The sequence below is a fragment of the Anaeromassilibacillus sp. SJQ-1 genome, from assembly GCF_046693725.1.
Lineage (GTDB): Bacteria > Bacillota > Clostridia > Oscillospirales > Acutalibacteraceae > Anaeromassilibacillus.
Genome location: NZ_JBKEIV010000044.1, coordinates 1 through 21,349, shown reverse-complemented (window position 1 = coordinate 21,349; position 21,349 = coordinate 1). Strand labels below are relative to the sequence as shown.

Here is a 21,349-nt window from a genome sequence, read left to right as displayed (position 1 = left end):
AAAAAGGCGCAATCGCTACTTTACAATCTCCTTTATGATATGATAAATTCGTTCATTTGCATCCAAAATTGCCATCTTCTTGGCGTTTGCTGCAAAGGTGGGAATCGTGTCAGGATTGTTAAACAACTCTTCTACTTTTTGGCACAGCGCTTCTCCACTCAAATCTTTTTCCTCCAGAATGGCTGCTGCACCGCGATTCACAAGAGCCATTGCGTTATGGTACTGATGATTCTCCGCCACATTTGGGGATGGAATCAATATAGACGCGCGCCCTTGTGCCTGCAATTCACTGAGCGTAATCGCACCGGCACGGCAGATCACAAGATCTGCTGCTGCCAGACAATCCGGCATATCGTTGATGTACTCGCGAATGTCCATATTGGGGTGCCCGGCAACATCCAGACCTTTTTCTTTGAGGAGATCGGGGAACCATTTCCCCATTGGCCGTAAGCGTGAATATGCTGGAACTTGTCCGAACGGGCGCTCCAAACCAAAAGAGAGGCAACTGCTTCATTGATCTTGCGGGCGCCCAAACTTCCACCAAAGGACAAGATCAGAGGCCGCTCATCCAGTCCCAGTTTCTTGCGCGCATCGGCACGCCGGGCACGGATGACCTCCTGTCTCACGGGATTTCCCGTCAGCACACAGCGGGCCTTTGGGTCCAGATGCCGCTGTGCGTCCGCCACCGCCAACATAGTCCGGGTCGCGTGCCGGCTCAGTGCCTTATTGGTCACGCCCGGATATGCATTTTGCTCATGAACGACGGATGGAATGCCCATTTTTATCGCATCTCGGATCACCGGGCCGCTGACATAGCCGCCCGTCCCTACACAGACATCCGGCCGAAATGCTTCTAGGATCTTCCGCGCTTCTTGACTCGAGGTGAACATGCGTACCACCGTTTTGGCATTTTTCTTTAGGTTTTCCCAGCTCAGTTTTCGCTGAAAGCCGGAGATGGTGATGCTTTTAAAAGGATATCCGGCGGCGGGGACCAATCGCTCCTCCATACCGCCTTTTGCCCCGATATACAAAATTTCCACATCTGGCTCGCGCTCGCGTAAATATCCTGCAATCGCCAGTGCGGGATTGATATGTCCGGCGGTTCCTCCGCCTGCAAATAAAACTTTCATAAAATACCGTCTCCCTATCGTGGTACAACCGCCTAAAGGCTAGGTTTTTTCAATCGTCGATGTCCGTGAAATCGACAGCACAACTCCCATTTCTGCCAATAGAATCAACAGGGAGGTGCCTCCATAGCTGAAAAAGGGCAAACTGATGCCTGTATTTGGAATGGTGTTCGTCACAACGGCAATATTCAAGATCACCTGCAAGCCCACCTGTACGGTCAGACCGATACCCAACAACATGCCAAATTTATCCTTGGCTTTGAGGGATACGGTTATCCCTCTCCAAACCAGCATCGCAAAAAGAATGACAATCAACAGAGCGCCGATAAACCCGAGCTCCTCGCAAACCACGGCAAAAATAAAATCGTTCTGTGGCTCTGGCAAATACAAATACTTTTGCCGGGATTGCCCAAGCCAAGCCCCAGCAGCCCGCCCGAACCGATCGACATCAAGGATTGGCGCGTCTGCCATGTATCCACGGTATTTCCAAAAGGGTCGAGCCAACCAGAAATACGGTCGCTCGCATATCCGAATTTTGCACTAAATAGAACGACATACGCCACAGCTGCCGCCAACATACCGAACGCAATTCCAAACCAGCGCAGCTGAACGCCGCCGATAAAAAGCATAACACCTGCTAAAGCAACTAAAATCAGCGTCGCAGAAACGTGTTTTTCCAAAAGAACCAAAACTGCGATTGAACCCAAAATCAACAGATACGGAAGAACGCCAAACCGGAAGGTATTCATCCGCTTGAAATTAATCGAGATCAGATGTGCAAAGATCAAAATTAAAGCAAATTTTGCGATCTCTGAAGGCTGAAAATTGACTGGGCCTAGATAAATCCAGCGCCGTACACCGTTGCGCTCCGGCATAAACAGAACCAGAACCAAAAGCATATACGTGACCAGAAGGATGGGGATAGCCAATTTATGCAGGTGGTGGTAATCAAAGTAAGAGATCACCACCATAATAAAAATCCCTGCGACGGCAAATCCCGCCTGACGGATGATAAAGTAATAGCTGTTTCCATAATTGTAATAGGCATAAGCATAACTGGAGGAAAACAACATAATCAGGCCGATCACCAGGAGGGTGAGCACCAGAAAGAAAAAAGGCAGATCCATACCCGCGCGTACAGAAAAAGACGAAATTTCTTTCGAATCCGTCTTCCAAACGACACCTTTGGAGGCATCTCCTTTGTGTCGGATTTTCGCGCGGTTGGCAAGTGCGTCACGTTTGCTCCGCGTTTACTGTCCGCCCTTGTCGCCATAAAGCCGCCTCCTTTCAAATCCAGACAAATTCCGGAAAACCCCCTAGATTCTGTGGGGCCTTTCCTCATTTAACCACAAACCGGCTGCCAAAAATGTCATTTTAACGCTTACAGCCCAAACCAAACCGACGCTACGCTAAGCACGCCAAACAACAAGGTAATCAGGCTGAAAACTGTACAGATTTTCACTTCGCTCCAACCACACATTTCGAAGTGGTGGTGGATGGGGCTCATTTTAAACAATCGCTTCCCGCCAGTGGCCTTAAAATAGGTGACCTGTAGCACAACGGAGAGGATCTCCACAATATAAATGATACCCACTGGCAGAATTAAAACTGGCAAATTCAGGCCATAGCCCAGTGCGCAAACCATCCCCCCAAAAATAGGGAACCTGTGTCGCCCATAAAAACTTTGGCCGGGTTGAAATTCCAGATCAGGAAGCCTAAGCAGCCACCCGCCGTTGCCGCCGCAAGAATCCCCATACCGCTGGCGCCTAGAACGCCAGCGATCACCATAAAGATGAGAGAGGCGAAGAATGTCACCGACGCATTCAGTCCATCGATTCCATCGGTGAAATTGACAGCGTTCACCATTCCAACAATCCCAAGCAGGGAAATCACCCAATAAAATATCCCCAGGTCCACGCCGCCCAAGAAGGGAATCAAGGTCACCGACGAGCCTCCGGAGAGATACAAAGAAAACAGATACGCCCCTGCGACCAAAAACTGCAAAATCAGCTTTTGCTTTTCATTCAAACCGAGATTGCGCTTTTTTACCACCTTGATATAATCATCAATAAAACCCACGCCGCCAAAGCCCAACGCCATCAGAAATCCGGCTACCAGTTTTGTCTGCATGTTCATATCCTGCGGGTTCTGTCCCGAGGTCCGATAGAATAGCACCAAACTGGCAGCTGCAGCCACAAAAATACCGATGATGAACATGAACCCGCCCATCGTCGGCGTACCGTTTTTCTTTTGATGCCACTTTGGTCCTACTTCCCGGATGGTCTGTCCAAAATTGATTTTGTGCAGAAATGGCACCATCCATTTCCCCAAAAGCCCCGTCACTGCAAATGCAATCACTGCCGCCGCCAATATCCAGATGCCGTCCGCCATATGCAATATCCCCTTTGTCACCGTTTGCCGCGCCCATGCGGTTGATTTTATTATAACCCATTCGAATGGAAAAGCCGCCCATGATTGCCATACAGGCGGCTTTTTACATTCCAAATGGGAATTTTTATATGATCTTTATTATACCATCTTTTCCCCGCTGGTTCATTGGAAAAAAGCACGGATATATAGCCTTTTTCAGACCATTTCTTGGTTCTATTCTACGGAATCCAATTCCACAAAATCGACCGTCACCATCGTACCTGGCGGAACTTGGCTGCCCTCTGGAATACTTTGTAGATTGGAAACTGCATTTTTCCCAGTGAGTGCAGCGCCAGAAATACTGATATTGATTCCCGCATTGGCCGCCGTAGAATTTGCCTGTGCCAGAGTAAGCCCGGTCAGTTTCGGAACGGTCACAGTCTGCGCGGCACTCTCCTCATCGGTAAACAGCACCACCTGGCCGCTCTTCGGAATGCTCTTGCCCGGCTCCGGTACCTGCGAGAGCACCGTATCCCCCTGACCATACACTTTCACGTTGAGCTCTGCGCTCTGAATCAGGTTTTGGGCTTCTTGGACACTTTTCCCAAGGACATCCGGGGCACTGGTATCCAGCTTTGCAAGTTCTTCCTCCGTATATTTGGCTTCTACCCCGAGGTACGGCAGAATCTCACTCATGGTCTTTGCAAATGGTGGGCCTGCAATTGCACTGCCAAACACCTGTCCGCCCTGCGGCAAAGGTTCGTCAAAGAACACCAGCATTGCCACCTGTGGATCGTCAGCCGGAGCATAGCCGCAGTAAGAAGCAATGTACTTTTTTTCCCCTTGCTTTCCCTGCGCAATCCATTCCGCAATTTTTTCCGAGGTACCGGTCTTTCCGGCTACCCGATAACCTGCAATATAGCCATTTTTTGCCGTCCCAGTGGTAGCGGTTTGCTGTAAAATAGCGCTGACACGACGGGATGTCTCATTCGAGATCACCTGACGCTTCACCGTTGTATCCGTGGTGCGAATGATATTGCCCTCGTCGTCGATTACCTGTGCCACCACATGCGGCTGTACCAAATAACCGCCATTTGCGACTGCTGCAGCCGCAGTAATCATCTGAATCGGTGTAATACTGAAGTTCTGACCAAAGGATTCCGTCGCCAATTCTACAGGTCCCATCGTCTCATCGTAATAGATACTTCTGGATTCGCCAGGTAAGTCAATACCTGTCTTCTGGGTAAATCCAAACGCTTCAAAGTACTCAAAGAATGTCTGCGCACCAAGCTTTTCACCCACCTGGATAAACACCGGGTTACAAGAATTACACAACCCCTGCGCAAATGTTTCGGACCCATGGCCTCCCGACTTCCAGCAGCTGATGCGCCGGTCGGCAACCACATAATAGCCAGGACAGGAGAAAGGGGTATTTTCACTGATAATGCCCTCTTCAAAGCCCATGGATGAGGTCACCATCTTAAAAACAGAACCGGGATAATATGTATCGCTGACACATTTGTTACGCCATTGCTTTTGGCGCGCTTCGTTCAATGCTTTCGTGCGTTCCTCCCCCTGAAGCGCATCAACGGCAGCCTGTTCTTTTGGGTCGGTCAAAGTAAATGGGTCGTTGGGATCAAAGTCTCCTTTCACAGCCATTCCCAAAATGGCGCCGGTTTTGACGTTCATCACAATGCCACAGGCGCGGTTTCGGGTACCGCTGTTGGCTACGCCCTCTTCCAAATACTTTTCCAAGAAATGCTGCACGACCTCGTCGATGGTGAGAACCAAGCTGTTTCCATTCTGTGCGTCCACCATCTGCTCATAATCAAATGGCATATCGGTTCCAACGGCATTCTTAGCTGTCACGAGCCTCCCAGGAACGCCGGTCAACTCTGAATCATACTGCGCTTCGATGCCCGCCAAGCCCTGGTTATCCGACCCAGTGAAGCCCAGGACGGATGAGGCAAACTTTCCATACGGATAGTACCGCTTGTAGTCAGGAATCAAGCGAATCCCATTGGTAATTTCGTTCTCTTCCTTAAAAGCAACAATCTGATCTTTCACATCGGTCTCTACCTTATTCTTGACCACATCATAGTAGGTTCTTTTTTTGCTTCGTTCGATCAGATCGGCTTTGTCCAAACCGAGAATTTGGGAGAGTCCGTTGCAGATCAACTCCCGGTTGTCGTCGTCGATATAATTGGGCTCCAACACCACCTTCCAGACGGCGGCGCTCTTCGCTAAAACCTTCATATTGCAGTCATAGATTGTACCGCGCTGCGCGCTGATGGACGTATCCTTCAAATACTGGTCCACGGCGCGGGTCTGCATCTCTTCTCCCTGCACCAGCTGCAAGCGGAAAAGACTTACGACAACCACGGCAAAGCCGGCGATAATCAAAGCCAACAGAAAAGCGGTACGTCTCCACATACGGATCGTTGTTCCTTTTGCCATTTGCAACCTCCATATTACAAAGCGGAGAGTCAAGATGTTCTCTTAACTCTCCCGCTTTTACAATCATTGATTCCGGGATCAGTCCTGACGCATCCATATGGAACAGGAATCCCCTCTTCTGAACGGTCCCTTTTTATCTATATGAGAAATGGTTTGCTTTATGACAGCAACTGTTCGATAAAGTTCCAAATCGATGTGAGCCAATTTTCTGAAGAATCCCCCTCTAACACCTGGCCCTTGTCCCCCTGGGATAAACTGATATATTCCACTTGGCTCTGCTCCAGCTTACGCATTCCGAGCTGTGTCTCCGCGTATTCCTCCACCGTTTCAAGCGACAGCTTGGACTGCGATTTCATCTTCAATTGGGTGTACAGGCTTTCCTGTTCGGCCAGTTCTGTTGTAGAAAGATTGATCTCGTTCGTCAATTCTGAAAGACGAACCTGTCCATAGACAAAGGTCCCAACAATTCCCAACATGACGGTTAAAAAGACACTCATGGAAAGGACCTTTAACGATCTGTGCTTTGGACGGCGGTTTCTTTCCAGTTCTTCCTGCGGAAGCCGTATGATATTATTCGTTTGTTGCTGCGGTTCCGATTTTCTCTTTGGTTCAAAAAGCTCAAAATCATACGCTTCGCCTCTGGTTCGCGTCGCCATTCACAGACCCTTCTTTCCTCATCTATGTTTTATATCTATAGCTTGATACAAACCCGCAACCGCGCGCTGCGGCTCCTTGGGTTTTGTTCCAATTCTTTTTCCGTCGGAGCAAGTCCTTTTTTATAAAGCAGCTTTGCTCTCGGCTTCTTCCCACAGACACACACAGGAAAATCCGGCGGACACGTACATCCTTGACACCAGGATGCCATGCGCTGCTTGACTATGCGGTCCTCCAGGGAATGAAAGGTGATTACAGCCAAGCGTCCCCCCGGCTTTAAAATTGAGAATGCGGCATCCAATCCGTCCGAAAGAGCGTCCAGTTCGCCATTGACCTCAATGCGCAAAGCCTGAAACGTCTTACGCGCGGGATGTCCCTGTTCTCTGCGTACAGCCGCGGGAACAGAAGCCTTGATGATCTCGGCTAGTTGCCCTGTGGTTTCAATTGGTCCGCTCTCTCGGGCGTGAACAATCCCCTTGGCAATACTCTTTGCGTTACGGTCTTCCCCATAGCGGCTGATAATCCCAGCCAACTCCTGCCAAGAAAGCGTATTCACCAAATCCTTTGCACTGGGGCCCTGTTTACTCATACGCATATCAAGCGGTGCATCCGAATGATACGAAAATCCCCTATCAGGGGTATCCAGTTGATAAGAGGATACGCCGATGTCCAAGAGGACACCATCCACAGGCACCAAATCTCGCTCCTTTGCAACTTGAGCCATTTCGCTGAAATTGGCGTGTGCAACAAGGGAACACTTCATCCCCTTCAAGCGTTCTCGCACCACGGCAATCGCATCTGGGTCCTGATCAATCGAAAGCAGTTTTCCAGTTGTTAAACGGCTTGCAATGGCCTTGGAATGGCCACCGCCTCCCGCTGTTCCATCGATGTAGATTCCGTCGGGCTGAATCGCCAAAGAAGCAATCGCCTCATCAAACAACACGGGTTTATGCTGAAATTCCATCTCTGTGCGCCTCCGGTTCCCGGGGCCTGTCCTACCGCCTAAAATTCCGTTCGGAAGCGCCCACTGTGGATTCTCTCTAACAAGATACACTTAAAATTGCAGTTCTTCCATCACCTCAATCAAGCTGCTGTCATCCAACTCCGCATTAAACGAAGCCCAGCGTTGGGCATCCCAAAGTTCCGCCCGGTTTGAGGTTCCTATAAAGGCTACATCTTTTTCCAGCCCAGCGTATTCCCGCAAATGCTGTGGAAGAAGGATGCGTCCCTGCTTGTCCGGCTCCACCTCAGCAGCGCCGGAAAAAAGAAGCGTTGGATACCGCGGGCTTTTCCCATGGGCATTGCCATGATTTTTTCCTGCAATTTAGTCCATTCTGTAGGCGGAAGAACGAAGAGACAATGATCCAGGCCCTTCGTGACATAAAAACGTTCCCCCAGGTCCTCCCGGAACCGGGCGGAACGATCACGCGGCCCTTCGCGTCAATATTATGTTGGTATTCGCCAATCAACATAACCGCTGTGCCTTTTCAGGGCAAAAGATGGGTACTTGAACCACATCGTGCTATTTTGCCCCACCTTCCTCCACTTGTTGATTACGATTATACTCGATTCGTAACAAAAATGCAACTGATTTATTTTGATTATGTCAACTAATCCAACAAATACCGACTCTCTTTTGAACAAAATTCGCTTATTTAGTAGCATAAAAAAATGCACCACAATATCTTGTGGTGCATTTTTTAGGTTAAGAATTGAGATTTTCTATATTATCCAAATATTACCAAATTTTTCTAGCGGAAACTTACAAATGTTTCGATCAATTCTGACCGGAACGCTGAGTCGCTTTGATGTTTTGACGGGTCTTGCGCAGTTCTGCCAGGTTTGCCGCAAGGGCCTCATCTGTACGGCGCATCAGATCGTCCACATACTCGTTTGCTGCTTTCCGCATTTCACGTGTTTTTATCTGTGTTTGCGTCAATAGGTCGTTTGCCTTCTGCTGCGCCTGCTTGACAATCTCATCCTGGTTCACCATCGCCCGGGCCCGCTCTTCTGCGACCCGAATCTTTGTCTCGGCTTCCATCTTTGCCGTGCTGATAATCTGATTGCGATCCGCCACAATCGCTTTCGCTTTGAGCAATTCCTGGGGCAGGTTTTCGCGGATCTCATCCAAAATCTGTTTGACCTCTTCGCCATCCAGCACCGCGCGGCCGCGGCTGAGCGGAAGGTTCCACGCCTTCTCTACCATCTCATACAATTCGTCGATCAGTTCTTCCACGTTCATCGTATTGATCCATCCTTTCAGAGGGCCGCAGAGTTGCGCATGGGAAAACGGAACCGGATACACGCATTCCCACCCAGAATATGTTTACTTCTTCGCGGCATACATTCTTTCTTTGATGTCATCCAAGATACACGCTGGAACAAAGTTGGAGACATCGCCGCCAAAGTTGGCGATCTGTTTGACTATGCTGGAACTCAGGAACATGTTTTCCGACCTGGTAATCATAAATACGGTTTCTAACTCGGAATTGAGTTTCCGATTGGTCAGCGCCTGCTGAAATTCATATTCGAAGTCGGACATGGCCCGCAGGCCTTTGACAATCGCCGTCGCCCCGCGCATCTTGGCATAATCTGCCAGCAAACCGTCAAAGCTGACCACTTCCACACCGCTCATGCCATTGGTGCACTTCTGAATCAGGGCAATTCGCTCTTCCGTGGTGAACATCGTGTGTTTCTCCGGGTTCACCATTACAGCCACAATCACATGATCGAAAATCTTTCTTGCACGTTCAATAATATCCAAATGTCCGATGGTGACCGGATCAAAGCTGCCTGGGCAAATTGCAATTTTCATAGGTCTCTTCCTTTCCAAAACTCTTCCCATGTGTGGAATCCTGTATCCACACGAATCCCTTATAGATCTTTGTGCCGGTAGACCGACAGCACAATCTTTCCATAGCGGTAGTCGCGCTTTTTTTCGAAATCCCCTGCCGCCTCGGGAATCTCCTCGTCGATTGGATGTTCACAGACGAGGACGCCGCCCTTGTTCAGAATAGCCACTGTCAACGGTATCGCCTTTTGTAGTAGGCCTGTCCGATAAGGCGGGTCTAAAAAGGCGATGTCAAAGGGCTCGTTACGGCGTAAAAGAAAGGCTGCATAATCCATATGCAAAACCTTTGCACGCTCTCCCAAACCGGTGCTGGCGATATTTTTTTCAATGATCGATATGGGTTCCTTTCCCGCATCCACAAAGACGGCTTCTCGTGCACCGCGGCTGAGCGCTTCCAAACCGAGCTGGCCAGACCCCGCAAATAAGATCCAGCACACGCCGCCCCTCGATCTGAAACTGTAGGATGCTAAACAAAGCCTCCTTTACCCGCTCCGTTGTTGGACGAACATGTTCGCCTTCCAACGTTAAAAGACGTCTGCCACGGGCTGAACCTGTAATAATTCGCATATGCAATGCTCCTTCAAAAATCGAAGACGTAAAATGGTCTTTTTATTATCCCATTATCTTCCGCGTCTGTCAAGCGTGCAGCGATACACGGACTAACGGTTTCAAGGCTTTTGGGGAACCTCTTCGCCATGAAAATGCACGTAGACTTTTCGAGCGGCCGGTTTGGTCATTCCGGGGGCCGCCTCCAATTCAGCAAGGTCCGCCTCCCGGATAGCTGTCAGCGTTCGAAAATGGCGCAAAAGCGCGCGTGCGCGCGTCTCGCCGATCCCTTCAATCTCCGTCAAAGTAGAGGTCAGGGTATTTTTCTTTCGTGTCTGGCGATGATACCCAATTGCAAAACGGTGGACCTCCTCCTGAATAGAGGATACCCAGGGTAAACGCCTTGCGATTGGAATTGATTGCAATTTCTCCCCCGTCTTCCGCGATGGCTCTCGTGCGGTGCTTATCATCTTTGACCATACCAAACAGGGCAATATCCAGCCCGGAGGCTTCCAGAATAGGCCGGACCGCAGACACATGGCCCTTTCCTCCGTCCAAAAGGATTAGATCTGGAAGACGCCCAAAGCCCTCTCCACTATCCTTCTGGTCAAAATACTCCTGTAACCGGCGCCCTATAACCTCACGCATGGAACCATAGTCGTCCTGCCCCACAACGGTCTTGATTTTAAACTTCCGGTAAGCGCTTTTCAGCGGACGACCGTTTTCAAAGACCACCATACCCGCTACATTGTCTCCACCGGCCAAATTGCTGATGTCGTATGCCTCAATATAGGCCGGTGGATGCGCCATTCCCAACAGGCGGGCAAGCTCATCCAGCGCGGAAGCCTCTCTGCCAGTCCTTCCGACCGACTGTGCCAATTGCTCGGCTGCATTGTTGCGGCACATCTCCACCAGTTGCGCTTGTTCTCCCTTTTGCGGGACGTAAACCGTCACCTTCCGCCCTGCCTTCTGGCTAAGCCATTCGGAAAGCAAGTCCATATCTGCAGCGGGCGCATCCAGACTCACACGCGGCGGCACACGATCTCGCATGGAGTAATAACGTTCGATAAATTCGCTGCGGGCCGCCTCTGGTTCGCCGATCTCTCCCATCAAGTACGTTTCCCGGTCACACAGGCGGCCATTCATAAAGCGAAACACCTCAAAACAATTTCGCTCAGGGCCTTGTGCCAGTGCAATGATGTCCTGTTCCGGGACCTTTAAGGCTACCACCTTCTGGCGGTCGCTCATGCGCTTGATGGCGGCAAGACGATCGCGGATGCGTGCTGCACGCTCAAACTCAAGGTTTTCCGCTGCTTCTTCCATTTTTTTCGTCAAACTACGCACACATTCCGCACTTCCACCCCGCAAAAAGTCGATCGCTTCTTTGACTGCCTCGTTATAATCCTCCTGCGAAATCTTTCCTTGGCAAGGGGCGCTACATTGCTTGATATAATAATTCAAACAGGGACGTCCTTTCCCGATGTCCTGCGGAAATCTGCGCGAGCAGGAGGGCAGACGAAAGATCTTCAACGCTTCGTCCACCGATTCCTTTGTCGCCCAAGAACTGACAAATGGGCCGATGTAATCCGCGCCGTCGTCCAGCATCTGCTTTGCCTGCGAAATCCGCGGCCATGGTCCTCGGGTTACCTTGATATAATGATACCCCTTGTCATCTTTGAGGAGAATATTGTATTTGGGCGTATGCTGCTTAATCAGGCTGCACTCCAACACCAACGCCTCAAACTCACTGTCCGTTAGAATATATTCAAAGTATTCTACGTTACTGACCATCCGGCGAACCTTTTCATCGTGATTCTTTTCACTGCCAAAATATTGGCTAACGCGATTTTTCAGGGCTTTCGCTTTACCAATATAAATAATCTTGCCGGTCTTATCGTGCATGATATATACCCCGGGATGCAACGGCAGACGCATCGCCTTTTTCCGCAACTCGCGTATGTGCTCCAAACGTTGCTCTTGCTCTTCCATCGAAATTCCCCCCTTTGATTGGACACTCCATTGGTTCATCTATATCTCCGGACCGTAAGGCACCATAAAAAAATGGAACGCCCATCGGGCGTTCCTTTTTCATCTCGTTCCAACCATTGGACTTGACTCATATGGGAACTCTATCCCATACAATTGGACACAGCTGAAAAATTACTCAGCAAAACCGGACTTTACCAGCTCCACCAGATTTTCCACTGCCTCTTCCTCGTCGGAACCATCTGCAATGATGCGGATGGACGTGCCGCCCACAATACCGAGGGACAATACGCCCAGCAGGCTCTTTGCATTCACACGTCTCTCTTCCTTTTCCACCCAAATCGAGGACTTATACTCATTTGCCTTCTGGATAAAGAACGTTGCCGGACGTGCATGGAGACCTACCTGATTCTGAACCAAAACCTCTTTAACGCACATTCTTACTCACTCCTAAAACAAAATCAAAATCAAACCATTCCAACCAACCAAAATCTAAAATACAACACAGCATGAAAGCTAGATCATGCAGTTATTATATCACAATTCGGAAGGCCGTCAACAAATTTGAAAAAACTTTGGATTGATAACCGAATTGGGGCTTTTTTGTCCCCAACTCCTTTGTGCACCTTGCCATGTTTGTTGAAAACTTTTGTGCCGTATTCCATATTTTCAAAAAATCGAGAATGTCAAAATCAGACAGATTGTATAAGTATCTATTCTTTTTCTACATGAGTTTCCAACGAAGCAAGGTATTTTTTGTCCTGTTTGGTCAGCTCTGCCCGGGCAAACAAGTCGGGACGTTTGTGCATAGTGCGCAAAATGGATTGCTCTCTGCGCCAACGGGCAATTGCTGCATGATTACCCGATAAGAGGACGGGAGGGACGCTCCTTCCTCGCCAAGTTGCCGGCCGGGTATACTGCGGATATTCCAGCAAGCCGTCGTAGTGGCTCTCCTCCTCAAAGCAAACATCGTTTGACAGGACGCCATCCTTCATCCGGCAAACCGCGTCCGCAACCACCAGCGCAGGCAGCTCGCCACCGGTCAGCACATAGTCTCCTATGGAAATCTCTTCGTCGACATATGCCTCTAGCACGCGCTCGTCCACACCTTCATAATGCCCACATAGAATGGCAATATTCTCATGCATTGCCAATTCTTTCACTTTTTCTTGGGACAAAACATTTCCCTGGGGAGACATGTACAGAACATAGGGCTTTTTCCCCAACTGTTCTACCAAATCGTCCATGCACAAAGCGATGGGTTCCGCCATCATCAGCATGCCCATCCCACCGCCGAATAGGGTATCATCTACCCGGTTATGTTTATCATACGCAAAATTACGGATTTGGTGACAGCACACCTGAACCGCTCCACGCTTACGGGCACGTCCGATGATGCTTTCAGCCATGACGGTCTCACACATCTCCGGAAAAAGCGTGAGAATGTCAATTCGCATCGTCAAAGATCCCCCTTATGGGCCGAATTTTGAGAGTGCCCCCGTCGATGTCCACATCGACAATCACATCCGGGATAGCAGGAACCAAATAGTTCACCTTATCCTCCCCGGTCACCTGATAGACGTCGTTCGCCCCTGTGGGCATTACCTCTGTCAATGAGCCATACCGTTTGCCTGTATCCGCATCCATAACGGTCAGACCGATCATATCCTGCACGAAATAACGCCCTTTGGGCAATTTCACATCTGCTCGATCTAAATAGAGAATCCGGCCGCGCAGCGCATCCGCTTCCTCCACCGTATCGATCCCTTCCAGCTTCAGAAGCAGCAGGCTTTTGTGGACACGCGACGAAACCACCTGGTAATTTCTCGCTCCCTCGGTTCCAATATAGCGTATGGATCTTGGCCAAAAAATCCGCAGAATCACACCACGGTTCCACGCGCAGTTCTCCTTTGACCCCATGGGTTCCCACAATACGGCCTGCCTCTAAAAATTGCTTGCGCATTTTTCTTCCTCCTTCGCAGAAAACAAAAAGAGAGCGGACGCGAGTCTGCCCTCCTCTTTTATGCTCAGTCGATCTCAACAGAAATCTTGCTGTTGGTGCGGGTTGCCGCGGCACGCATCACCACACGGATTGCCTTTGCGATGCGTCCCTGCTTGCCGATCACCCGGCCCATGTCCGCCTCTGCAACGTGCAGATGGTACACAATGGAGCCGTCCTCCGCGGAATCGTCAACATCGACGTTCACGGCGGTCGGGTCTTCCACGAGGCCCTGAGCAATTGCAATCAGCAGTTCCTTCATCTTAACCTCCGTATACAACGCATTGCCTCCCTTACAGGATGCCGTTCTTCTTGAACAGCGTCTTCACGGTATCGGTCGGCTGTGCACCGTTCGAAATCCACTTCTTCGCCTTTTCTGCATCGACCTTCACTACAGAAGGCTCCTGCATCGGATCGTACGTACCGATCTCCTCAATGAAACGGCCATCACGCGGATAACGGGAATCTGCAACAACAATGCGATAGAACGGAGCTTTCTTTGCACCCATTCTGCGCAGTCTGATTTTTACTGCCATGTTGATGTTCACCTCCAAAATAGAATCATTTCTATCTCCACCAAAAGTTTTGGTAAGATCACCTTTTAAAATCCAAAGCGGCGCCTTGCGCCCTTCCCTTTGAGCTGCTTTATGAGCTTTTGTGTCTGTTCAAATTGGCGCAACAAACGGTTGACGTCTTCCACACGCATGCCGCTGCCCGCCGCAATCCGGCGCTTACGCGATGGATTGATAATGGAAGGCTTCGCACGCTCCTCTTTGGTCATCGACAAAATAATCGCCGCCATACGGTCCATATCGCGATCATCGATCTCCACATCCTTGAGCTGCTTTTCCATTCCCGGCATTTTGCTGAGGACAGATTTTAGCGGCCCCATCCGTTTGACCTGCTTAAATTGATCCAACAGGTCGTTGAGATCCATTTTGTTTTCCAACATCCTGCGGGATACTTTCTCCGCCGCTTTCTGATCCATTTTGACCTGTGCTTCCTCAATCAGAGTCAGCACATCGCCCATCCCAAGGATTCGAGACGCCATACGGTCCGGATGGAAAACCTCCAAGTCATCCAATTTTTCGCCAGTGCCGGCAAACTTGATCGGCTTGCCCGTCACAGCCCGCACCGAAAGCGCCGCGCCGCCGCGGGTATCGCCGTCAAGCTTTGTAAGGATAACACCGGTAATATCCAGTTTTTCATCGAACGTCTTAGAAACATTGACCGCTTCCTGGCCGGTCATCGCATCGACGACCAACAGAATATCCGTTGGATGAACCGCATCTTTGATATTGTGTAGCTCCTCCATCAGCTTTTCATCGATTTGCAGGCGGCCCGCCGTATCGATAATTACATAGTCGTTGCCATAATCCTTGGCCCTGCGGATCGCCTCTTTGCAAATTTTCACCGGCTTTTCCGTGCCCATTTCAAACACAGCAACTCCCGCTTGGGAACCCACCACTTGCAGCTGCTTAATCGCAGCGGGGCGGTAGATGTCGCCCGCCACAAGCAGGGGCCGGTGGCCCCTGCTTTTCAGCATCTTTGCCAATTTACCACAGTGTGTGGTCTTACCAGAACCCTGTAATCCACACATCATGATAATCGCCGGCGGACTCGGTGGGGAAACCAAACGCGTCTCACCGCCGCCCATCAAGGCGGTCAATTCTTCATCAACAATCTTCACAACCATCTGCGCTGGGGTCAAGCTCTCCATAACCTCCGCGCCGACAGCTCGCTCTGTCACCTTTTTGGTAAAATCTTTTGCAACCTTATAATTGACATCAGCCTCCAGAAGCGCAAGCCGCACTTCTCGCATGGCCTCTTTGACATCGTCCTCGCTCAGTTTTCCCTTCGACTTCAGCCGTTTAAAGGCCGCGGAGAGTTTATCAGCCAGTCCTTCGAATGCCAAATCGTATCTCCCTCCCGCGCGCTTTGCTATTCACATAGCTTTTGCGCCAAGTCTATAATCGTCTGCGCATCCTCCGAAAGATCGTGAGAATACACATAGTGCTTATTATACTCCTGGATGCGTTGGGCCGCTTCGCGGATCTGTTCCAGCCCGCCACGCATCTCACGAAACCGCTTTGCAAGCCCAAGGCGCTGCTCCATATCGAACAATTGCGCCTCTGCCCGCTTGATGGAATCGCGCACCCCCTGGCGTGTAATTCCCTCGTTGTCGGCGATTTCAGAAAGGGACAGGTCTTCGTTGTAATAGAATTCAATCACCTCACGCTGTTTTTCGGTCAGCATGTCGCCGTAGAAATCCAGCAAAAAGGAAATTTCCAAATCCTTTGCCACGTTTGGCCCTCCCTCCAACTGTAAAGCCATTTCCTTTACAGTTGGAGATTATACAACAAAACCTTTCATCTGTCAATCCCCCGTAGCCAGAAACTGTTCCAAATATTGCCCCAGATGGCTCTGAATTCGCTCTAGATTTCCCTGTACCTGTACCTGGAATCCCTCGGGCGTTACTCGCAAATCCTGAACCTTCAGGCCCACCGCGCCGCCTAACACGGTTTCATCGAAAAAGGAATCGGAAACAGAGAGACGCTTTCCTTCGACTTTAACCTCAGAGGGAAGCAGATTTTTTGCAATTTCCAGTACCCATTCCGCCTTAATCGGCAGCCTCCCCAGGTGCACGGTTTGCAATTCTGCCCAGATGGTTTCCGCCTCCGTATCACAACCCATGGTGAAGCGGGCGCTGACCCCCAAGCGCAAACCGGAGTAAGACACCGGAATATAGAACTCCGCCGTCCCATCCTCTACAGAAACACATTGCAGATCTAAAACCTGAAAGCCGCCTCCATGCAGTCCGGCCACTTGGCTGGATAAAAGGCTGCTGACCTCCTCTTTGGTCAATAAAGCCGGCTCCCCTGTAAGCAAAGACTTCGCCAACTTGGGTACGACTGTCTCCGGCTGTGCAGTAGCTTGTACCGTATCCTCATAGGGGTCACTGACCGCCATGCCGATCGTTACGCCCACAGCGGCCAAAAACAACAGTATGAGCGTTATTCCGATAGCCACCCCTTTCTGCTTTTTCTCGTCTCATTCATTGTGATTCCTCCTTTTCCAGATACTTTCGAAAAGGTCCAGACAGTACAACCGCCTGCCTGGACCTTAATTCCTTATATATGTCGGGGAAAGTTGGATTATACAGTTACAAAATCATAACCAAAGTCCCTGCGGTAATCAGAATTCCACCTATGACGGTCTTTGCATCCACTCTCTCATGCAGGAACAAAAAGGCCAAAACCATGGTGATAACCACACTAAATTTATCAATTGGGACCACCTTGGAAACCGGACCAACTTGAATAGCATGGTAATAGCAAATCCAAGACAGCCCCGTCGCCAATCCGGACAAAATCAAGAACAAAAAGCTCTTCGCAGAGATGTGGCTAATACCGGTCTGCGCTCCAGTTGCAAATACAATCCCCCATGCCAACACTAACACCACAACCGTACGAATTGCCGTTGCCAGGTTGGAATTCATATCCTCAATGCCGATCTTTGCCAGGATGGAAGTCAGCGCTGCAAATACAGCGGAACCAACTGCAAAAATGAGCCACATTCTGTCCTTTTCTCTCCCCTTTGTCATTCGGTTTCCTCGCTTTATTTCAACTCTACGATCGTAACGCCCGCTTCCCCTTCTCCAAAGGTCCCCAGACGGAAGCTTTTTACATTCGGGTGCCTCTTAAGATGCTGTTGTACAGCCGCCCGCAGTGCTCCTGTCCCTTTTCCGTGGATGATAGTGAGCAGATTGATCCCTGCCAATACCGCAGAATCGATGAATTGATCGACATTCATCAACGCTTCGTCAGAAGTCTGTCCACGCACGTCGAGTTCCATCGCTGCACGAACATTGGCCCGGGTGACGCTTCGGGTAACAGAACCCTGGGGTTTCTTCACAGGCTTTTCTTCCAACAACCGGAGGTTGGAAACCGGTACGCGGGTCTGAATAATGCCAGCCTGAATCAGAGCTGTTTTGCCACCTTTCTCCGGAGGCTGCAAAACGGTCCCCTTCTTGTCGATGTCATAAATCAAAACAGAATCGCCTTTTTTAAGTGGCCTGGGCAAAACATACGCTTCACCGTCCTTCTTTCGGACCGGATCTGCCTCGTTTTCCAGTGCGCGCAGGCCGGATTTAAGCTTTGCCTTTTGCTCTGCGGTCAGCGCTTTATTCTTCTGCTTTTTGAGCTCCTCCATCTCGTTAAGCATGGCATCAATCTGGCCGCGCGTTCGGGCAATCAATTCTGCGGCACGGCGGCGCGCTTCCTCCATCTCACGCTCCGCCTGTGCATCAATGGAATCCTTTCGCTCCTTAGCCGCCCGACTGGCTTCTTCGGCTTCCAAGCGCTGGCGCTGCGCTTCCTTTCGCTCTTCTTCTAAGCGCTGACGGCTTGTCTCCAAGCTTTGAACAACATCCTCAAACCGGGTATTTTCGCTGGAAACCAATTCCTTTGCGTGCTCAACAATCTCTGGCACCATCCCCAGGCGCAAGCAAATGGCAAAGGCATTGGAGCGGCCCGGCACGCCGATCAGCAGGCGGTATGTTGGCCGCAGGGTTGTGACGTCGAACTCACAGCATGCATTTTCCACGCCGGGGGTCTGCAAAGCATACGCTTTCAGCTCCGCATAGTGGGTTGTCGCCGCAATGCGCGCCCCCTTTCTCCGCAAAGCCTCTAAAATCGACATGGCCAGCGCCGCCCCCTCGATCGGGTCCGTCCCCGCGCCAAGCTCATCGAGCAAGATCAAACTGGAACCATCCGCGTGTTCCAGAATCTTGATTATGTTTGTCATATGGGCAGAAAAGGTGGACAGGGATTGCTCAATACTCTGTTCATCGCCAATATCAGCCAAAACATTGGTAAAGATGGATATCTGGCTGTTATCTGCAACGGGCAATAACAGCCCACACATTGCCATTAGTGTTAAAAGTCCGACCGTTTTTAGGGATACTGTTTTTCCGCCGGTATTGGGACCTGTAATCACCAAGGTGTCAAAGTGTATACCAAGTTCAATATCGGTCGGAACCACTTTTTCCTTGTCGATCAGCGGGTGGCGTGCCCGCTTCAGCTCGATTTTCCCTTCCTCATTGACAAGCGGCATAGTTGCCTTCATTTTGTACCCCAAATTCGCCTTGGCAAAAATCAGATTTAACTCCACCGCCTCTTTGTAGCCGGAGATGATGCCGCTGGCAAAATTGCCGGCTTCTGCGGAGAGTTCCCCCAGAATACGGTCGATTTCCGCTTGCTCTTGGGAGAGCAACACACGAACCTCATTGTTTGCCTCTACAACCGCCATCGGTTCGACGAACACCGTCGCACCGGAAGAAGAGGTGTCGTGCACCAATCCCGGCACGTCACCTCGGCATTCTGCTTTGACGGGCACAACAAAGCGGCCGTCACGCATCGTGATGATCGGGTCCTGTAGGTACTTCTGCGTCGCAGGAGAACGCACCATTTTTTCCAGCTGTTCTCTTGCACGAGAAGAAGCGGAACGAATTTTCCTCCGGATCGTTGCCAACTGTGGAGAAGCACTGTCCGCCATCTCCTCTTCGGAAAGAATCGCATGGTTGATCCGTTCCTCCAGATATTTATTCGGCATAATTGCGTCAAATCGATCGTCGAGGATACTTTTGACGCCTTCACTTTTACTGCGCCAATCCACAATTCCACGCAAAGTCCGCAGAACCATCGAAATTCGCAGTAACTCGCCCATATTGAGCGTTCCGCCCGCTTCTGCACGGCGCAGGGAATTCGAAACGTCTTTGAGACCTCCAAAGGACGGCGCTCCAAAACGCGCCATCATTGTGTGGGCCTCGTCCGTCTCCGTTAAAAGGCGTTTGACCTGTGAGAGCGACGTAGCAGGGCGAAGATTTACCGCCAATTCCGCCGCCGCATCACAAGCTGTCTCTTCCGCCAAAAGATGTAATATTTTATCCAGCTCCAAAGCCTTCAAATGTCGTTGTACTGTTTCACTCATGGTAGTTCCTCTTTATTGTCCTCGCCCGCCCTTTTTATCATCGTTACATGCGGGCAGTATTCGTCCAAATAGGGTTCTCCTACGGCGTGGTAACCAATGGTTTCATAAAATCCGCGTGCACGCACCTGGGCGGATAACATAAATGAAACCGCGCCATGTTGCCGCGCAATCTCTTCCAGTTTCCGTACAACCAGCGCGCCAATCCCCTGGCCACGGTAGGGTTTCCGAACCGCCACGCGGCCAATTGTCCAAGCATGGGTCTCTCCCTGCGCTGGAAACGTACGGCCAGTCGCAATGGCATGTTCATCTTTCCATAAGACCACATGCCAAGCTTCCGCATCCATCGCATCAAATTCATTGTGGAAACCCTGTTCCTCTACAAATACGGTCTGACGGATCTGTTTCGCCTCTGGATTTTCCGTCAACCCTCTTGTACATCGATTGGTAATCATGTCATTCCCGTCCTTTGTCGGTATTCGTCCCTAGAAAAACAACGGTACGAAGTATCATTCGATTTTAGGCGTCCTGCGGTGGATTGCCCACGGCTGCCATTGCCCCTGGTTCCGCCTGGTGATAAAAATCCAGGGTTGGAAAGCTACGCCCCAAGGTGCTGAGAACATAAGCCTCACTGGCACGCGCCACCTGCCATAGACCTGCTTGTGGCAAACGAAACGCAAACAGTTTATCAAAATCTGCATATACCGTGTGCCGCAATGCTGTCAGAGCACCGGTGGAAAGCGGAAGAGCGGGTTCCGTTATCTGAGAGTAACAGGAATTGCAATAGAGCGTACCACTTCGCGGCAGAAATAAACATCGTTTCCGCCTCATAGCAGGCACAACCGGCGCAACAGACCAGGTCGGGCATGTAACCCGCCAAGGACAACATCCGCATTTCCACCGCCGCCTTGATAAGCAGATGTGGGCGGGTTGCTTTTGATAAGTAGAAAAAAGCCCGCAAAAGCAGGCGCAAAAAATCCCCTGCCCCAGCCTCCTGTGGAGCCAACGCACCGGCGAGCTCACAGAAATACTGGGCAAGGGACAGGCTCCCGATGTCGCGCCGCAAGTCAAAAAAGACCTCCACCGGCTGTGCATCGTCGATTATGTACTTGTCCCGCCCCTTATAGATGAGGAAGCGGGAATAACAAAGCAACTGGGTTGCGGAGAGCTTGCTACTGCGAAGCAGCTTAGCCCTCCGCGCAAAAGCACGCAACACGCCTTCCTCTCTGGTGAGCACCAGAATGACTGGTGAAGCGGCGCACGAAAAACGCGAAAGTGTTTCACGATAAATGCGAAAACTCACACGAGTATGGAAGTTGTTCTGGTTAATATCGGCTTCGCATAACCGAACCAGTAAATACGTACATAACA

At 50.4% G+C, this 21,349-nt stretch carries 25 protein-coding genes and 3 pseudogenes; all 28 read right to left on the bottom strand.

Features of this window, described 5'->3' with window-relative positions:
- Positions 1 to 15: 15 nt before the first annotated feature.
- Entirely contained in the window at positions 16 to 378 is a 363-nt protein-coding gene (locus ACGCCZ_RS11665; protein WP_411656113.1) for a UDP-N-acetylglucosamine--N-acetylmuramyl-(pentapeptide) pyrophosphoryl-undecaprenol N-acetylglucosamine transferase, read from the bottom strand.
- Positions 318 to 1,130 (bottom strand): UDP-N-acetylglucosamine--N-acetylmuramyl-(pentapeptide) pyrophosphoryl-undecaprenol N-acetylglucosamine transferase, encoded by an 813-nt coding sequence (locus ACGCCZ_RS11660; protein ID WP_411656112.1) that lies wholly within the window; start codon positions 1,128 to 1,130, stop codon positions 318 to 320. The genes ACGCCZ_RS11665 and ACGCCZ_RS11660 overlap by 61 nt, the downstream gene beginning before the upstream one ends.
- Positions 1,131 to 1,169: 39 nt before the next feature.
- A pseudogene (locus tag ACGCCZ_RS11655) lies at positions 1,170 to 2,200 on the bottom strand (FtsW/RodA/SpoVE family cell cycle protein).
- Between the two features lie 308 nt (positions 2,201 to 2,508).
- Positions 2,509 to 2,742: a hypothetical protein gene (locus ACGCCZ_RS11650; RefSeq protein ID WP_411656111.1), complete on the bottom strand. Its 234-nt coding sequence runs from the start codon at positions 2,740 to 2,742 to the stop codon at positions 2,509 to 2,511.
- A 2-nt stretch (positions 2,743 to 2,744) separates the two neighbouring features.
- A complete protein-coding gene (locus tag ACGCCZ_RS11645; RefSeq protein ID WP_411656110.1) occupies positions 2,745 to 3,518 on the bottom strand; it encodes a phospho-N-acetylmuramoyl-pentapeptide-transferase in 774 nt (257 codons plus the stop codon).
- A 213-nt stretch (positions 3,519 to 3,731) separates the two neighbouring features.
- Complete coding sequence (locus ACGCCZ_RS11640; RefSeq protein ID WP_054324371.1) at positions 3,732 to 5,954, bottom strand: penicillin-binding transpeptidase domain-containing protein; 2,223 nt, start codon at positions 5,952 to 5,954, stop codon at positions 3,732 to 3,734.
- Between the two features lie 158 nt (positions 5,955 to 6,112).
- Positions 6,113 to 6,610 (bottom strand): hypothetical protein, encoded by a 498-nt coding sequence (locus tag ACGCCZ_RS11635; RefSeq protein ID WP_054324372.1) that lies wholly within the window; start codon positions 6,608 to 6,610, stop codon positions 6,113 to 6,115.
- A gap of 35 nt (positions 6,611 to 6,645) precedes the next feature.
- Entirely contained in the window at positions 6,646 to 7,572 is a 927-nt protein-coding gene (gene rsmH, locus ACGCCZ_RS11630) for a 16S rRNA (cytosine(1402)-N(4))-methyltransferase RsmH (RefSeq protein ID WP_054324373.1), read from the bottom strand.
- Positions 7,573 to 7,662: 90 nt separating this feature from the next.
- A pseudogene (mraZ, locus tag ACGCCZ_RS11625) lies at positions 7,663 to 8,080 on the bottom strand (division/cell wall cluster transcriptional repressor MraZ).
- 305 nt (positions 8,081 to 8,385) lie between these two features.
- Complete coding sequence (locus ACGCCZ_RS11620; protein WP_411656109.1) at positions 8,386 to 8,913, bottom strand: ATPase; 528 nt, start codon at positions 8,911 to 8,913, stop codon at positions 8,386 to 8,388.
- A gap of 21 nt (positions 8,914 to 8,934) precedes the next feature.
- Positions 8,935 to 9,423, bottom strand: coding sequence for a pantetheine-phosphate adenylyltransferase (gene coaD / locus ACGCCZ_RS11615; RefSeq protein WP_054324374.1), 489 nt, complete (start codon positions 9,421 to 9,423; stop codon positions 8,935 to 8,937).
- Between the two features lie 59 nt (positions 9,424 to 9,482).
- Positions 9,483 to 9,896 (bottom strand): RsmD family RNA methyltransferase, encoded by a 414-nt coding sequence (locus tag ACGCCZ_RS11610; RefSeq protein ID WP_411656108.1) that lies wholly within the window; start codon positions 9,894 to 9,896, stop codon positions 9,483 to 9,485.
- Positions 9,784 to 10,026, bottom strand: coding sequence for an RsmD family RNA methyltransferase (locus tag ACGCCZ_RS11605; RefSeq protein WP_411656107.1), 243 nt, complete (start codon positions 10,024 to 10,026; stop codon positions 9,784 to 9,786). The genes ACGCCZ_RS11610 and ACGCCZ_RS11605 overlap by 113 nt, the downstream gene beginning before the upstream one ends.
- A gap of 101 nt (positions 10,027 to 10,127) precedes the next feature.
- Positions 10,128 to 10,310, bottom strand: coding sequence for a helix-hairpin-helix domain-containing protein (locus ACGCCZ_RS11600; RefSeq protein ID WP_411656106.1), 183 nt, complete (start codon positions 10,308 to 10,310; stop codon positions 10,128 to 10,130).
- Positions 10,297 to 11,994: an excinuclease ABC subunit UvrC gene (gene uvrC / locus ACGCCZ_RS11595; protein ID WP_411656105.1), complete on the bottom strand. Its 1,698-nt coding sequence runs from the start codon at positions 11,992 to 11,994 to the stop codon at positions 10,297 to 10,299. The genes ACGCCZ_RS11600 and uvrC overlap by 14 nt, the downstream gene beginning before the upstream one ends.
- A 171-nt stretch (positions 11,995 to 12,165) precedes the next feature.
- Entirely contained in the window at positions 12,166 to 12,429 is a 264-nt protein-coding gene (locus ACGCCZ_RS11590; RefSeq protein ID WP_054324375.1) for an HPr family phosphocarrier protein, read from the bottom strand.
- 275 nt (positions 12,430 to 12,704) lie between these two features.
- Positions 12,705 to 13,448 (bottom strand): tRNA (guanosine(37)-N1)-methyltransferase TrmD, encoded by a 744-nt coding sequence (trmD, locus tag ACGCCZ_RS11585; RefSeq protein WP_054324376.1) that lies wholly within the window; start codon positions 13,446 to 13,448, stop codon positions 12,705 to 12,707.
- Positions 13,438 to 13,954: pseudogene (gene rimM, locus ACGCCZ_RS11580) on the bottom strand (ribosome maturation factor RimM). The gene trmD and the pseudogene rimM overlap by 11 nt, the downstream one beginning before the upstream one ends.
- A 64-nt stretch (positions 13,955 to 14,018) precedes the next feature.
- Positions 14,019 to 14,252: a KH domain-containing protein gene (locus tag ACGCCZ_RS11575; RefSeq protein WP_054324403.1), complete on the bottom strand. Its 234-nt coding sequence runs from the start codon at positions 14,250 to 14,252 to the stop codon at positions 14,019 to 14,021.
- A gap of 31 nt (positions 14,253 to 14,283) precedes the next feature.
- On the bottom strand, positions 14,284 to 14,526 hold the full coding sequence (rpsP, locus tag ACGCCZ_RS11570; RefSeq protein WP_054324378.1) for a 30S ribosomal protein S16: 243 nt from the start codon (positions 14,524 to 14,526) through the stop codon (positions 14,284 to 14,286).
- Between the two features lie 65 nt (positions 14,527 to 14,591).
- A complete protein-coding gene (ffh, locus tag ACGCCZ_RS11565; RefSeq protein WP_054324379.1) occupies positions 14,592 to 15,905 on the bottom strand; it encodes a signal recognition particle protein in 1,314 nt (437 codons plus the stop codon).
- Positions 15,906 to 15,931: 26 nt separating this feature from the next.
- Entirely contained in the window at positions 15,932 to 16,294 is a 363-nt protein-coding gene (gene ylxM / locus ACGCCZ_RS11560) for a YlxM family DNA-binding protein (RefSeq protein ID WP_054324380.1), read from the bottom strand.
- Between the two features lie 72 nt (positions 16,295 to 16,366).
- Positions 16,367 to 16,978, bottom strand: coding sequence for a hypothetical protein (locus ACGCCZ_RS11555; RefSeq protein ID WP_411656104.1), 612 nt, complete (start codon positions 16,976 to 16,978; stop codon positions 16,367 to 16,369).
- Positions 16,979 to 17,153: 175 nt separating this feature from the next.
- A complete protein-coding gene (locus ACGCCZ_RS11550; protein ID WP_054324404.1) occupies positions 17,154 to 17,567 on the bottom strand; it encodes an EamA family transporter in 414 nt (137 codons plus the stop codon).
- 41 nt (positions 17,568 to 17,608) lie between these two features.
- Positions 17,609 to 19,981 (bottom strand): endonuclease MutS2, encoded by a 2,373-nt coding sequence (locus ACGCCZ_RS11545; protein ID WP_411656103.1) that lies wholly within the window; start codon positions 19,979 to 19,981, stop codon positions 17,609 to 17,611.
- Positions 19,978 to 20,433, bottom strand: a complete 456-nt coding sequence (locus ACGCCZ_RS11540; protein WP_411656102.1) for a GNAT family N-acetyltransferase — start codon at positions 20,431 to 20,433, stop codon at positions 19,978 to 19,980. Before ACGCCZ_RS11540 ends, ACGCCZ_RS11545 begins: the two co-directional genes overlap by 4 nt.
- 64 nt (positions 20,434 to 20,497) lie before the next feature.
- Positions 20,498 to 20,623, bottom strand: coding sequence for a hypothetical protein (locus tag ACGCCZ_RS11535; RefSeq protein ID WP_411656101.1), 126 nt, complete (start codon positions 20,621 to 20,623; stop codon positions 20,498 to 20,500).
- Positions 20,624 to 20,666: 43 nt separating this feature from the next.
- Positions 20,667 to 21,349 (bottom strand): DNA repair protein RecO (recO, locus tag ACGCCZ_RS11530; protein WP_411656100.1); only part of this gene is annotated, 683 nt, incomplete at its 5' end.